12 protein-coding genes are annotated in these 14,218 nt (G+C 73.7%); 10 read left to right on the top strand and 2 right to left on the bottom strand.

Annotated features, from left to right (window positions below; all coding sequences use genetic code 11):
• Nucleotides 1-31 precede the first annotated feature (31 nt).
• On the bottom strand, nt 32-247 hold the full coding sequence (locus tag K7396_RS26345; RefSeq protein ID WP_086720764.1) for a hypothetical protein: 216 nt from the start codon (nt 245-247) through the stop codon (nt 32-34).
• 161 nt (nt 248-408) lie between these two features.
• On the opposite strand from K7396_RS26345, the gene K7396_RS26340 reads away from it, so the two are divergent.
• The 5 genes from K7396_RS26340 to K7396_RS26320 all read left to right on the top strand — a co-directional run bounded on the left by K7396_RS26340 (nt 409) and on the right by K7396_RS26320 (nt 6,296).
• Nucleotides 409-1,740, top strand: a complete 1,332-nt coding sequence (locus K7396_RS26340; RefSeq protein ID WP_086720765.1) for a bifunctional adenosylcobinamide kinase/adenosylcobinamide-phosphate guanylyltransferase — start codon at nt 409-411, stop codon at nt 1,738-1,740.
• A gap of 62 nt (nt 1,741-1,802) precedes the next feature.
• Nucleotides 1,803-2,552 (top strand): class I SAM-dependent methyltransferase, encoded by a 750-nt coding sequence (locus tag K7396_RS26335; protein WP_086720766.1) that lies wholly within the window; start codon nt 1,803-1,805, stop codon nt 2,550-2,552.
• A 16-nt stretch (nt 2,553-2,568) separates the two neighbouring features.
• Nucleotides 2,569-3,615: a nicotinate-nucleotide--dimethylbenzimidazole phosphoribosyltransferase gene (cobT, locus tag K7396_RS26330; protein WP_086720767.1), complete on the top strand. Its 1,047-nt coding sequence runs from the start codon at nt 2,569-2,571 to the stop codon at nt 3,613-3,615.
• Between the two features lie 144 nt (nt 3,616-3,759).
• Nucleotides 3,760-5,523: a phosphatidylglycerol lysyltransferase domain-containing protein gene (locus tag K7396_RS26325; RefSeq protein WP_152105189.1), complete on the top strand. Its 1,764-nt coding sequence runs from the start codon at nt 3,760-3,762 to the stop codon at nt 5,521-5,523.
• Nucleotides 5,520-6,296 carry a hypothetical protein gene (locus K7396_RS26320; protein ID WP_174887026.1) on the top strand — a complete coding sequence of 259 codons (777 nt, stop codon included), beginning with the start codon at nt 5,520-5,522 and terminating at the stop codon, nt 6,294-6,296. Before K7396_RS26325 ends, K7396_RS26320 begins: the two co-directional genes overlap by 4 nt.
• On the opposite strand, the gene K7396_RS26315 is transcribed toward K7396_RS26320, so the two are convergent.
• Nucleotides 6,271-7,008: a hypothetical protein gene (locus tag K7396_RS26315; RefSeq protein WP_086721713.1), complete on the bottom strand. Its 738-nt coding sequence runs from the start codon at nt 7,006-7,008 to the stop codon at nt 6,271-6,273. The genes K7396_RS26320 and K7396_RS26315 overlap by 26 nt on opposite strands.
• A gap of 125 nt (nt 7,009-7,133) precedes the next feature.
• Between K7396_RS26315 and K7396_RS26310 the strand changes: the two genes are divergently transcribed.
• The 5 genes from K7396_RS26310 to K7396_RS26290 all read left to right on the top strand — a co-directional run bounded on the left by K7396_RS26310 (nt 7,134) and on the right by K7396_RS26290 (nt 13,947).
• Entirely contained in the window at nt 7,134-7,928 is a 795-nt protein-coding gene (locus tag K7396_RS26310) for an adenosylcobinamide-GDP ribazoletransferase (RefSeq protein WP_086721714.1), read from the top strand.
• Nucleotides 7,929-8,127: 199 nt separating this feature from the next.
• On the top strand, nt 8,128-9,663 hold the full coding sequence (locus tag K7396_RS26305) for a leucyl aminopeptidase (protein WP_086721715.1): 1,536 nt from the start codon (nt 8,128-8,130) through the stop codon (nt 9,661-9,663).
• Nucleotides 9,664-9,988: 325 nt separating this feature from the next.
• Entirely contained in the window at nt 9,989-11,377 is a 1,389-nt protein-coding gene (gene lpdA, locus K7396_RS26300) for a dihydrolipoyl dehydrogenase (RefSeq protein ID WP_086721716.1), read from the top strand.
• Nucleotides 11,378-11,433: 56 nt separating this feature from the next.
• Nucleotides 11,434-13,167 carry a 2-oxoglutarate dehydrogenase, E2 component, dihydrolipoamide succinyltransferase gene (sucB, locus tag K7396_RS26295; protein WP_152105190.1) on the top strand — a complete coding sequence of 578 codons (1,734 nt, stop codon included), beginning with the start codon at nt 11,434-11,436 and terminating at the stop codon, nt 13,165-13,167.
• 156 nt (nt 13,168-13,323) lie between these two features.
• The gene (locus tag K7396_RS26290; RefSeq protein WP_086715052.1) at nt 13,324-13,947 is read left to right on the top strand and encodes a GntR family transcriptional regulator; all 624 of its coding nucleotides are present in this window, start codon (nt 13,324-13,326) and stop codon (nt 13,945-13,947) included.
• The last annotated feature ends 271 nt before the right edge of the window (nt 13,948-14,218 follow it).

Here is a 14,218-nt window from a genome sequence, read left to right as displayed (position 1 = left end):
GTCGTTCGGTGCCCCGCCGCGTCGTCGGGGCTCAGCCCTCCGCGTCCGCGTGCAGGCTCATGGGGCCCGGGTAGATCTCGGTGCCGTCCTCGAAGAGCCTGACCTGGTCGACGCCGCCCTCCAGGAGGGCCTTCCACTCCTCGCCGATCCAGGACTCCGCGTCGCCCTGGGTGGTGAACTCCTCCGGTTGCACGGCCGGCGCCGCCTCCGAACCGTCGGCCTTCTCGAACCGCCACGTCCACGCCATGTGCGCCTCCTGGATCCCACCGGGTACGAATCTGTGCCACCGCGGGGCGCGACCTGACACACCCCGCGGTGCCGTGCTTCCGTGCTGATCGGCAGCCTAACGGCCGTGTCGAGTCCGCCCCCGCCGCGCCCGCCCGGGACGGACGCGAGAAACTCGGCGGTGTGGATGTGACTCTCCTCGGCACCGGGGCCCCGCAGGGGCTGCCGCGCCCCGGCTGCCCGTGTGCCGCCTGCGCGACCGCCGTCGGCGACGAGGCGCGGGCGGCGACCGCGCTGCTCGTCGACGGCGCGCTGATGATCGACCTGACGCCGGGCCCGGCCTTCGCCGCCGCCCGGGCCGGCCGGTCGCTGGCGGGCGTACGGCAGGTGCTGCTCTCGCATCCGCACGACGGCCCGGTGATGGAGGTGCCCGCCGGACTGCCACAGCCGGCCCGGGTCGCGGACGGGCGGGAGCTGGCGCTGCTCGACGGGCACCGGGTGAGGGCCACCGCGGTGGACGTCCCGGGCACCGGCTACGAGATCTCCGGCGCCGACGGCGAGCGGCTGCTGTACCTGCCGCCGGGCGCGGCGCCGGCCGGACTGGGCAACGGCGGCCGGCCGGCGGGCGGCGGTGACGGGGGTCCGGGCGGCGCCCCGCCGTACGACCTGGTGCTGCTGGACGTCCTGGCGCGGCCCGACGCGCTGGCCAGGCTGCGGGCGAGCGGCGCGGTCGACGCGGCGACGGACGTGGTCGCGGTGCACCTCGACCACCAGGTGCCGCCGGGTCCCGAGCTGCACCGCAGGCTGGCGGCGGCGGGGGCCCGCGCGGTGGCGGACGGCAGCACGCTGCTGGTCGGGGAGTTCCACGCGGTGCCGGACCTGCCGCGGCGGACCCTGGTGCTGGGCGGGGCGCGCAGCGGCAAGTCGGTGGAGGCGGAGCGGCGGCTCGCGGCCTTCCCGGACGTGGTGTACGTGGCCACCGGGGGCACCCGGGACGGCGACGAGGACTGGGCGCACCGGGTCGCGCTGCACCGCGAGCGGCGTCCCGGCAGCTGGCGCACCGTCGAGACCTGCGACCTGGTGCCGCTGCTGGTCCCGGGTCCGGAGTGGGAAGCCGCGGCGGAGCCGGCCGCCTGGACGGACGAGGAGGGCCACGGGCCCGGGGCGCGCCTCGGCGGCGGCCGCCCGACGGGGGTGTCGCCGCTGCTCATCGACTGTCTGGCGCTGTGGCTGACGCAGGTGATGGACGAGGTCGGGGCGTGGGACGACGCGACCTGGGAGGCGGGCGGCCGGCAGGCGCTGCGCGAGCGGACCGACGCGCTGGTGGCGGCGGTGCGGGAGACGCACCGGCCGGTGGTGGCGGTGAGCAACGAGGTCGGTTCCGGGGTGGTCCCGGCGACCGCGGCGGGCCGCCGGTTCCGCGACGAACTGGGGCGGCTGAACGCGGCGTTCGCCGCGGAGTGCGAGCAGGTGCTGCTGGTCGTCGCGGGCCAGGCGCTTGCGCTGCGCGGATGACGGATGCCCGGCGGGGCCCGTGTCCGCTTGCCCGGGGGCGCGGCGCCGGGTGCTCTTGACCCGTGACCGAATCCGAGCGGACCGCATCCGAAGCGCCGGGCGGGTGGGGCGCGGCCCGGGAGCCGAGCGGGCGCGGGCGGCTCTTCGACGCGGCCGTACGCGCCTACCTGGAGCGGTGGCCGCGGGCGACGGTGGTCGCGCTCGGCGAGGGGCTCGGCACCGGCTTCTGGCGGCTGGACAACGGGCGGCTCACCTGGCTGACGGTGGTGCCCCCGCGGACCGCGGCGGCCCGCCGGATGCTGCTCCCGGACGGCGCCCGGCACCGCACGGTCGCCTGCGCGGTGACCGATCCCGGCTGGCTGGACGCGGTGCCGGAGCCGTGGCGCGGGGTCGTGGTCACTGCGCCCGGGGTGCTGATGCGGCTGCCGCCGCCCGCGGTGCGCGCGCTGCTGGCGGCCTGTGCGGAGCGGTTTCCCGGCGGGGTGCTGGTCTTTGACGCCCTGCCACGACTGGCGGGGGCGCTGGCCCGCCGGGCCGCCGCGGCGGGCGGCCGGGGGCCGGATCCGGTGCGCTGGGCGCTGGACCGTGCCCAACTGCCGCGGGTGGCCGGGGTGCACCCGGGCATCGAGGCGGTGCGCGAACTCGGCCCGGTGCCGGCGTCGCCGCGGTGCGCCGCGGCGGGCGGTCTGCCGGCCCGGCTGATGTGGCGGGCGGGCCGTCTCCCGGTGCTGCGCGCGCTGACGCCGCTGGTGGCCGAGGTCCGGTTCGCGCCGGCCCGTTCCCCCCGGCACGCCTCGTCACCGGTGAGTTGACGGTAATCTGCGCCCAATGAGCGCCTTGAACCTCGACGACTTCGCCCACCTGATCGAGCGCCCCGACGGCGGGGTGCGCCGTGACGCCGAGGAGCGGCGGGCGCGGCTGGCCGTGCCGCCGGGCGCGCTCGGCCGCCTCGACGAGCTGGGTGACTGGCTGGCCGCCGCACAGCAGCAGGTTCCGGTGCGTCCCGTCGAGCGGGCGCGGGCCGTGCTGTTCGCGGGCGATCACGGGGTGGCCTCGCTCGGGGTGTCGGCCCGGCCGGCCGGCGGCGCCAAGGACCTCGTACGGGCCGTGCTGGACGGGGCGAGCCCGGCGGCGGTGCTGGCCCGGCGGGCCGGGGCGCAGCTGCGCGTGGTGGACCTGGCGGTGGACTGCGACCCGGAGGAACTGCCGGAGGACGTCACCCGCTACCGGGTGCGGCGCGGTTCGGGGCGGATCGACATCGAGGACGCGCTGACGGCCGAGGAGGCCGAGGCGGCGTTCCGCACCGGCACGGCGCTCGCGGACGAGGAGGCGGACGCCGGTACCGACCTGGTGGTGCTGGGCGATCTGAGCGTCGGCGGGACGACCGCGGCGAGCACGCTGATCGCCGCGCTGTGCGGCACGGACGCCTCGGTGGTCACCGGGCGGGGCGGCGCCCCCATCGACGACCTGGCCTGGATGCGCAAGTGCGCGGCGATCCGCGACGCGCTGCGGCGGGCCCGGCCGGTGCTCGGCGACCAGCTGGAGCTGCTGGCCACGGTCGGCGGCGCGGACCTGACCGCGATGACCGGTTTCCTGCTGCAGAGCGCGGTGCGCCGTACTCCCGTGATCCTGGACGGGGTGGTCTCGGCGGCGTGTGCGCTGGTGGCGCAGCGGGTGGCGTTCCGGGCGCCGGACTGGTGGGTGGCCGGGCAGGCGAGCGGGGAGCCGGCGCAGGCGAAGGCGCTGGACCGGATCGCGCTCAACCCTCTGCTCGACCACGGCGTCACTGCCGGAGAGGGGACGGGGGCGCTGCTCGCCCTGCCGCTGGTGCAGGCGGCCGCGTCCCTGGCGGCGGAACTGCCCGTACGCGACTGATCCGCCGCCGGCCCGCCCCGGCCGGCCGGCGGACGAAGCGACCGGACGAGCGCCCTGCCGGGGCGCTCACCACTTCCTGCCCGTACCGGGCCACCGGCGGCTCCCCATAAGATCGCGCTTTACACGTTTTATGGGAGACATCGCTTGAGTCCGGACGAAGACCGCCCCCGCGGCCCGTGGTCACAGCGCGGCGCCGCATTCGGCATCTGGTATCTGCGCACGGTCACGTTCATCAATTTCCTGAGCGCGGTATGGGTGTCGTTCGGCAATGACATCCGCCGGCACAACATCGCGGAATTCTTTACTCCGTATCTGCTGACGGCGGGGTTCGCCTCCGGCGCCTTCTCGCTCTTCCTGTCGGTGACCCTGCGGCGGCGCAAGCGGGCGGCCTGGATTCTGAATCTGGTGCTGTCCGGGCTGCTGGCGCTGGTCTTCGGATTCGGGATGGCGGTGGCCCCCGAGTTCCGCGCCCCCGTGCAGAACTGGGTGTCGCTGGCGCTGACCGTGCTGTTCGCCGCCGCGCTGATCGCCGGGCGCCGCGAGTTCTCCGCGAAGGGCGACCGCGCGAACCCGAAGCTGGCGGCGGTGGTCGCGGCCGGCGGTCTGCTGGGCGCCTCGCTGCTCGCCGCGCTGCTGGTGACCGTCACCAACACCGCCGGGGACGCCTCGACGTTCGTGCAGCGCTGGCGCTACGGCCTGATGCGGCTGGTGTCGCTGGCCGCCGACGACCGCGCGTTCCCGGAGATCGCCACCCCGAACTGGGTCAACGTCACCATCAACGTGCTCAGCACGCTGCTGCTGGTCGCGGTGCTGTGGGCGGCGTTCCGGTCGGTGCGCAGCACCGAGGCGCTCGGCGAGGACGACGAGGAGCGGCTGCGCGCGCTCCTGGCGCGGCACGGCGACCGCGATTCGCTGGGCTACTTCGCGCTGCGCCGCGACAAGAGCGTGCTCTTCTCCCCCAGCGGCAAGGCGGCCGTCGCCTACCGCGTCGTGGGCGGGGTGTCGCTGGCCTCCGGCGACCCGCTGGGGGACCCCGAGGCGTGGCCCGGGGCGATCGAGGTGTGGCTGGCCGAGGCGCGGGAGCACGGCTGGGCGCCCGCGGTGATGGGCGCGAGCGAGGAGGGCGGCACGGTCTACGCCCGGCACGGCCTGGACGCGCTGGAGCTCGGCGACGAAGCGATCGTGGACACCGCGGAGTTCACCCTCGACGGCCGGGCGATGCGCACCGTGCGGCAGGCCTACAACCGCATCAAGCGGGCCGGCTACACGGTCACCGTCCGGCGCCACGAGGACATCCCCGCGGCGGAGCTGGCGCGGCTGCTGGAGCTGGCCGACGACTGGCGCGACGGGGAGACCGAGCGCGGGTTCTCGATGGCGCTGGGCCGGCTCGGCGACCCGGGTGACGGGCGCTGCGTGATGCTCGAATGCCGGGACGGCGGCACGGACGGGGCAGCGGGCGAGCTGCGGGCGCTGCTGAGCTTCGTGCCCTGGGGCGAGAAGGGGCTCTCGCTGGATCTGATGCGGCGGGAGAGGAACTCCGAGAACGGGCTGATGGAGTTCATGGTGCTGGAGCTGATCCAGCGGGCGAAGGAGGTGGAGATCACTCAGCTCTCGCTCAACTTCGCGATGTTCCGTTCCGTCTTCGAACGTGGATCGCGGCTCGGCGCGGGCCCGGTGCTGCGCCTGTGGCGCTCACTGCTCAGCTTCTTCTCCCGGTGGTGGCAAATCGAATCGCTCTATCGCGCCAATGCGAAATACCGGCCGATCTGGGAGCCGCGGTACCTGCTCTTCGAAAAGAGCACCGATCTGCTGCGCATCGGAATCGCCGCCGGCCGTGCGGAAGGCTTTCTGGAAGCCCCCGGTCTGCCCAAGTGGCTGAACCGCAAGCACCTGGAGAAGGCCAGATGAGTACTGCTGGGGCGGGGCGGCGGGAAGGAGTGGTGCCGGGGCGGCGGGAAGGAGTGGTGCCGGGGCGGCGGGAGGCGTCCGCGCTGGGCCGCGCCGCGCGCGCGGAGTGGGGCCCGCTGCTGCGCATGGTCGGCTCCTCGCTGGTCACGGCCAGGCTGCGGGCGATTCCGGTGACGCTCACCGCGGTGGGCCTGACCCTGGTCTTCCACTTCGTGCAGAACCAGACCTGGGGCTACCACGCGGTCCAGAACGTCGGCTCCATCCAGGCCTGGGAGCACCTGTGGCTGGCGCTGCTGCGCACCCCGCTGTCGCTGTTCGTCCCGGCGCTGGACCTTCCGGTGTGGGGGGCGCTGGCGCAGATCCTGGTGGTCTTCGGGATCGCGGAGATCTGCGTCGGCCGGCGGCAGACCCTGCTGGTCGCCTACCTCGCCACGCTCGCCGGGACGATGTACGCGCGGATCGGCATCTGGATCGGCCCGGTGAGCCCCCTGGGGCTGCCCGATTCGGACAAGTACGTGATCGACACCGGGCCGTCGGCGGCGGTGGTGGGGCTGGCGGTGTTCGTGTGCTGGCGCTACCGCGCCTGGTTCACCTGCGCCGCGGTCGCCGTGGCGATGGTCGTCGAGGTGGTGTCCATCAAGAGCAACCTGGCGGGCAAGGAGCACGTCGCGGCGGTGCTGGCGGTGCTGGTGCTGTGTGCGCTGCGGGAGGTGTGGCGGCCGGGCGAGCGCGGGGCCGTGGCGCCGGTCACCGGCTGGGCGCACCCCCGATGACGTGCCCGACCTTGCGCCGCAGCGCCGACCAGCGGCGGTCGTGACGGTAGGCGCGGACCCGGGCGCGGGCCCGCGCCCTGGGGCGCTTGCGGTAGAAGCGCCTGGCCCAGGGCGAGTTGGGGCGGGCCAGCCGGATCGCGCCGAAGAGCGCCACGAACGGCACGAAGACCCCGACGACCGCGATCCGGCCCTTGCCCTTGGTGAGCGCGACGAGCGCGAAGAGGAAGTTGACGGCCACGGTCCGCACGACGGTGAAGCGGTCGGTGGCCTCCTCCGCGCCGAGTTCGTTGACGCCGAACGGCAGGAACCCGGCGAGGATCAGGGCGACCAGGGCCGCGGTGAGGATGACGATCTCGACGCTCTTGGTCCCCTCCTCGGTCCAGTACACGTCGTCGAGGTGGAGGATCAGCGCGAACTCGTCCAGGACGAGGCCCACTCCGATGCCGAAGAGCACCGCGGCCACCCCGGCGCCGAAGCCGCGCCGGCCGCCCGCGAGGGCGATGAATCCGCCCAGGACCATGAGGATCACCCCGGGCACGACGTGGTGGACGTGGACGCCGCCGGGGGTGATGTTGCGGAACGGGCCCCGGCCCGCGCGGATCAGCCGGGTGATGACCCGGGTCACGAGGAAGGTCAGCACGAAGGAGGCGAGGGCCAGCAGCAGCGGCAGCTTCCCCGGCTCGACGATGTTGCGGTACCACCAGTGGCCCATCCCACGCGCTCCCCATCTGTCGGGATCTGTCGGGTAGGGACACTTCACCACCCCGGGGCCCGGTTCGTCGGGCGACGGTCCGGACCGCCGGCGGATCGTGGCGGGCGCCCGGATAGCCTGCCGCGGTGACCGACACCCCCGCTCCCCCGGCCCCCTCCGACGCCCTGCGCTTCGCGTTCGGGACGCTGACCGTGCTGCCGGTGCGCCTGACCCGCTGGGACGGGGAGGCGGCGCGCGGCGGCATGCTCTGCGCACCGCTGGCCGGACTGGTCGTCGGGCTGTGCGCGGCCGCGCTCGGCGCGGCGCTGCTGCTGCTCGGCGGCGGTCCGCTGCTCGCCGCCGTCGCCACCGCCGCCGTACCGGCCGTGCTCACCCGCGGGCTGCATCTGGACGGGCTCGCCGACACCGCCGACGGCCTGGGCAGCGGCAAGCCCGCCGAGGAGGCGCTGCGCATCATGAAGCAGTCCGACATCGGCCCGTTCGGCGTCGTCACGCTGCTGTTCGCCCTGCTGGCCCAGGTGGCGGCGCTGGACGCGCTGTACGCGGACGGCTGGGCGCGCGGCGCGGTCGCGGCGGTCGTCGCGGCGACCGTGGCGCGCGGCGCCCTGACCCTCGCCTCCCGCGCGGGGGTGCCGGCCGCCCGTCCCGAGGGGCTCGGCGCGGCGGTCGCGGGCGCCGTCCCGGTGCGGGCGGCGCTGCTGTGCGCGGGGGTGGTGGCGGCCGGATGCGCGGCGGCCGGCGCCGCGTTCGGGGCGTACGGCGCGCTGCACGCCGGGCTCGCGGCGCTGCTCGGCCTCGGGCTGGGCGAGATGCTGCTGCGGCACTGCCGGCGGCGGTTCGGCGGGGTGACCGGCGATGTGTTCGGGGCGCTCGCGGAGAGCGCGGGGCTCACGGCGCTGGTGGCGCTGTCTCTCGGGTAGCCCCCGCCCCACCACCGGGGTTCACCCCAACTCGCTTTCCCACCAAGGGAGTTCACTTCGTACGCGGACAACTGCCGGGGCCCCGTTATGTGCCGGTGTGGTATCGGACGGGCCTTGTGGCGCCGCCGAGCGTAGGCTCAGCCGGAGCAGCGCCCTGTGCGCAGACGGATTCCCCGGACGGAACAGGACTTTCATCACCGTGACTGCACTGACCCTCAGTACTTCTTCCGCCGCAACGGTGCGTGCGGATGCCGTCGTCGTCGGCGTGGCCAAGGGCGCCAAGGGCGTCGTTGTCGCCCCCGGCGCCGAGGCCGTGGACAAGGCCTTCGGCGGCAAGCTCGCCGCCGTGCTGGAGACCCTCGGCGCAAGTGGTGCCGAGGGCGAGGTGACCAAGCTGCCCGCCGCCGACGGCCTCAAGGCTCCGGTCGTGCTGGCGGTCGGCCTCGGCGAGGCACCGGGCAAGGACGAGGACTACGACACCGAGGCGCTGCGGCGCGCGGCGGGCAGCGCCGCCCGCGCGCTGACCGGCACCAAGAAGGCCGGCTTCGCGCTGCCCGTCGAGGACGCCGAGGCGGCCGCGGCGGTCGGCGAGGGCGCGCTGCTCGGCGCGTACTCCTTCACCGCCTTCCGCAGCAACGGCAACGGACAGGGCGCCAAGAAGAACGACGCCAAGTCGGCGCCGCTGGCGGAGGCCGCGATCCTCGGCGGCAAGCCGCGCGACAAGGAGTTCAAGGCCGCCGCCGAGCGCGCCCAGGCGCTGGCCGCGGAGATCAACCGCGCCCGCGACCTGATCAACATGCCGTCCAACGCCCTGGACCCGAAGACCTTCGCGGCCGAGGCGCAGGCCGCGGCCAAGGAGTTCGGCCTCAAGGTCGAGGTGCTGGACGAGAAGGCGCTCAAGAAGGGCGGCTACGGCGGCCTGATGGGCGTCGGCCAGGGCTCGGAGGCCCCGCCGCGGCTGGTGCGGATCGCGCACACCCACCCCAAGGCCGACAAGACCCTGGCGCTGGTCGGCAAGGGCATCACCTACGACTCGGGCGGCATCTCGCTCAAGCCGGCCGGCCACAACGAGACCATGAAGTGCGACATGAGCGGTGCCGCCGCGGTGTTCGCCGCGGTCGTGGCCGCCGCCCGCCTCGGCCTGCGGGTGAACGTCACCGGCTGGCTGGCGCTCGCCGAGAACATGCCGTCCGGCTCCGCCACCCGCCCCGGTGACGTGCTGACCATGTACAGCGGCAAGACCGTCGAGGTCCTCAACACCGACGCCGAGGGCCGCCTGGTGCTGGCCGACGCCCTGACCCGCGCCTCGGAGGAGACCCCGGACGCGATCGTGGACGTCGCCACCCTGACCGGCGCGATGGTGCTGGCGCTGGGCAACCGCACCTTCGGGATCATGGCGAACGACGACGCTTTCCGTACCTCGATCCACGAGATCGCGGAGGAGGTCGGCGAGCAGTCCTGGCCGATGCCGATGCCGTCCGAGCTGCGCAAGGGCATGGACTCCCCGGTCGCCGACATCGCCAACATGGGCGAGCGGATGGGCGGCGGCCTGGTCGCCGGCCTCTTCCTGAAGGAGTTCGTCGGCGAGGGCATCACCTGGGCCCACCTCGACATCGCGGGCCCCGCCTTCCACGAGGGCGCGCCCTGGGGCTACACCCCCAAGGGCGGCACGGGATCCGCGGTGCGCACCCTGGTGCGGCTGGCGGAGCGCACCGCCGCGGGCGACCTGGGCTGACGGTCAACCCGGGGAGCTTCCTCCCTCTTGCCGGTCACATCCCGACGGCCCCGGGCATACCGCCCGGGGCCGTCGGCGCGTGCGCGCCCGGTGTTCGCCCTCGACGAAATCCGCACGCCGGTACGCGCCGGTAACCCCTACGGGCGGGCTGATCGTCCGCCCCGAGCCCGGCCCGCCGTCCCGGCTTCACGGAACAAGTGCGAAGATGGGTTCTCGGCAGGACAGGGCCCCCCTTACCCAGGGCCGAAGTAAAAGCGGCCGAACCACAGCCGCCGCCCGGTCATCGGAGACCGGCTCCGGCGTACCCATGCATGGAGGACGTGACGTGGCGAACGACGCCAGCACCGTTTTCGACCTAGTGATCCTCGGAGGCGGTAGCGGTGGTTACGCCGCTGCCCTGCGCGGGGCGCAGCTGGGCCTGGACGTCGCCCTGATCGAGAAGGGCAAGGTCGGCGGCACCTGCCTGCACAACGGCTGCATCCCCACCAAGGCTCTGCTGCACGCCGGTGAGATCGCCGACCAGGCTCGCGAGAGCGAGCAGTTCGGTGTCAAGGCCACCTTCGAGGGCATCGACATCAAGGCGGTCCACAAGTACAAGGACGAGGTCATCTCGGGCCTGTACAAGGGTCTGCAGGGCCTGATCGCCTCCCGCAAGGTGACCTACATCGAGGGCGAGGGCCGGCTGTCCTCCCCGACCTCCGTCGACGTGAACGGCCAGCGTGTCCAGGGCCGCCACGTCCTGCTGGCGACCGGCTCCGTGCCGAAGTCGCTGCCGGGCCTGGAGATCGACGGCGACCGCATCATCTCCTCGGACCACGCGCTCACGCTGGACCGCGTGCCGAAGTCCGCGATCGTGCTGGGCGGCGGCGTCATCGGCGTCGAGTTCGCCTCCGCGTGGAAGTCCTTCGGCACCGACGTGACCATCGTCGAGGGCCTCAAGCACCTCGTCCCGGTCGAGGACGAGAACAGCTCGAAGCTGCTGGAGCGGGCCTTCCGCAAGCGCGGCATCAAGTTCAACCTCGGCACCTTCTTCGACAAGGCCGAGTACACCTCCGACGGCGTGAAGGTCACCCTCGCCGACGGCAAGACCTTCGAGGCCGAGGTGCTGCTGGTCGCGATCGGCCGCGGGCCGGTCTCGGCGGGCCTGGGCTACGAGGAGCAGGGCGTCGCGATGGACCGCGGCTACGTCCTCGTCGACGAGTACATGCAGACCAACGTGCCGACCATCTCGGCCGTCGGTGACCTCGTTCCCACCCTCCAGCTCGCGCACGTCGGCTTCGCCGAGGGCATGCTGGTGGCGGAGCGGCTGGCCGGTCAGAAGACCGTGCCGATCGACTACGACGGCGTTCCGCGCGTCACGTACTGCCACCCCGAGGTCGCTTCGGTGGGCATCACCGAGGCCAAGGCCAAGGAGCTGTACGGCGCCGACAAGGTCGTCGCTCTCAAGTACAACCTCGCGGGCAACGGCAAGAGCAAGATCCTCAAGACCACGGGCGAGATCAAGCTCGTCCAGGTCAAGGACGGTGCCGTGGTCGGCGTCCACATGGTCGGTGACCGTATGGGCGAGCAGGTCGGTGAGGCCCAGCTGGTCTACAACTGGGAGGCCCTGCCGGCCGAGGTTGCGCAGCTCATCCACGCGCACCCGACGCAGAACGAGGCCCTCGGCGAGGCCCACCTGGCCCTGGCCGGCAAGCCTCTCCACTCCCACGACTGACCCCAGTCCCGGGCGCGACCACATCCGCACCACACTTGTAAGGAGCAACTGAAACCATGGCGGTTTCCGTAACCCTGCCGGCGCTCGGCGAGAGCGTCACCGAGGGCACCGTCACTCGCTGGCTCAAGGCCGAGGGTGAGCGCGTCGAGGCCGACGAGCCGCTGCTCGAGGTGTCGACCGACAAGGTCGACACCGAGATCCCGGCCCCGGCGGCCGGCGTCCTGTCCGCCATCAAGGTGGCCGAGGACGAGACCGTGGAGGTCGGCGCCGAGCTGGCCCTCATCGACGACGGCAGCGGTGCGCCCGCGGCCGAGGCGGCCCCGGCCGCGGCCGAGGCCCCCGCCGCCGAGGCTCCCGCGGCCGAGCCGCAGCCCGAGCCGGCCCCGGCCGCCGAGGCCCCCGCCCCCGCCGCCGCCCCCGCGGGTGGCGCCGAGGGCACGGACGTCGTCCTCCCCGCGCTCGGCGAGAGCGTCACCGAGGGCACCGTCACCCGCTGGCTGAAGGAGGTCGGCGAGGAGGTCCAGGCCGACGAGCCGCTGCTGGAGGTCTCCACCGACAAGGTGGACACCGAGATCCCCGCCCCGGCGTCCGGCACCCTGCTGGAGATCGTCGTCGGTGAGGACGAGACCGCCGAGGTCGGCGCCAAGCTCGCCGTCATCGGTTCTGCCAGTCAGGGCGCCGCCGCCCCGGCTCCGGCCGCTCCGGCCCCGGCCGCCGCTCCGGAGCCCGCCCCGGCTCCGGCTCCGGCGCCCGCCGCCGCTGCCCCGGCGCCCGCTCCGGCTCCGGCCGCTCCCGCCCCGGCCCCGGCCGCTCCGGCCCCCCAGCCGGTCGCTGCCGCTCCGGCTCCGGCCGCCGGTGAGGGCGAGGGTGCCTACGTCACCCCGCTGGTGCGCAAGCTCGCCGCGGAGAACGGCGTGGACCTGTCCACGGTCAAGGGCACCGGCGTCGGTGGCCGCATCCGCAAGCAGGACGTCATCGCCGCCGCCGAGGCCGCCAAGGCCGCCGCGCCGGCTCCGGCCGCCGCCCCGGCCGCCGCTGCCAAGTCCCCGGTCATCGAGGCGTCCCCGCTGCGCGGCCAGACCGTCAAGATGCCGCGGATGCGCAAGGTCATCGGCGACAACATGATGAAGGCCCTGCACGGCCAGGCGCAGCTGACCTCCGTGGTCGAGGTGGACATCACCGCGATCATGCGGATGCGCAACAAGGCCAAGGACGGGTTCGCGCAGCGTGAGGGCGTCAAGCTCTCCCCGATGCCGTTCTTCGTCAAGGCCGCGGTCCAGGCGCTGAAGGCCCACCCGGTCGTCAACGCCCGGATCAACGAGGACGAGGGCACGATCACCTACTTCGACACCGAGAACGTCGGTATCGCGGTGGACGCGGAGAAGGGCCTGATGACCCCGGTCATCAAGGACGCCGGTGACCTCAACATCGCCGGTATCGCCCGCAAGACGGCGGACCTGGCGGGCAAGGTCCGCGCGAACAAGATCACGCCGGACGAGCTGTCCGGTGCGACCTTCACCATCAGCAACACCGGTTCGCGCGGCGCCCTGTTCGACACCGTCATCGTGCCCCCGAACCAGGTCGGCATCCTGGGCATCGGTGCGACCGTCAAGCGCCCGGTGGTCATCAACCACCCGGACCTCGGCGAGACCATCGCGGTGCGCGACATGACGTACCTGGCGCTCTCCTACGACCACCGTCTGGTGGACGGCGCGGACGCCGCCCGCTACCTGACCACGGTCAAGCAGATCCTGGAGGCCGCCGAGTTCGAGACCGAGATCGGTCTCTGAGTCCGGCAGTCGCACCATAGGTGTGCCACAGGGGTCGGCCCCGGTTCGAACGAGCCGGGGCCGGCCCTTTTGCGCACCCTGCGCATCTTTGCCCGGGCCTCGTGGCCGTCCCCGATAATGGCCCCCTCGTCACCACGCGCTCTGAAGGAGCACCTCATGACCCCGCCCGTCGTCCATTCGCTGCGCGAGCAGATCCGCGAGCACATCCTCGAGGGGATCGTCAGCGGCCGCTGGCAGCCGGGCGAGCGGATCGTGGAGCGGCGGATCGCGGTGGAGCTGGAGGTCAGCCAGACGCCCGTGCGGGAGGCGCTGCGGGAGCTGGAGTCGCTGCAGCTGATCGAGTCGGCGCCGAACAAGGGCGTACGGGTGCGGAACCTGACCGCGGACGACCTCAAGGAGAGCTACCCGGTGCGGGCCGGCCTGGAGCAGGTGGCCGCCGAACTCGCCGCCGGGCGGCTGGCCGAGGACACCGTGGCGCTGGAGCGCGAGGTGGCGGCGCTGCGCGAGGCGGACCTGGCCGGTGACGGGGAGGCGCAGGTGCGGCACACGGTGGCCTTCCACCGGGAGGTCGTCCGGGCCGCCGGGAACGCCGTGCTGCTGCACACCTGGGAGTCGCTGGGCATCGAGGTCTGGACGACGCTGTCGATCCGCTGGTTCAGCCCGGAGCCGCGGTCGCACGCCCAGGACCACCAGGAGATCGTGGACGCGTTCCGGCGCCGCGACCCGAAGATCGGCGCCCTGCTCAAGTCGCACGTGCTGAGCTGCGCGCCGCGCGTCTGACCCGGCCTCCGGGAGGGTGAGCGGCCGTTCCCGACGGGGTGAACGGCCCCTTCCGGACCGCGCTTCCGGCCCCTCCCGGACCGCGTTTCCGCCCCTTCCGGACCAGGTGTCCGGCCCCTTCCCGACGGCCGTACGCCCTCCTCACCTCTGGCACGCCGTGCCCGCAAATGCGGCACCCCGTGCCGACCTGCGGTGATTCCCCTCCCGATCGTTGATCGATCATCGATCAGAGGCGTATCGTCTTCCGACGGGGCGCGACAACCCTGCCTGC

Source organism: Streptomyces angustmyceticus, assembly GCF_019933235.1.
Classification (GTDB): Bacteria; Actinomycetota; Actinomycetes; order Streptomycetales; family Streptomycetaceae; genus Streptomyces; species Streptomyces angustmyceticus.
Note: the sequence above shows the minus strand (reverse complement) of the source record. Positions and strands in the feature narration are given on the sequence as shown.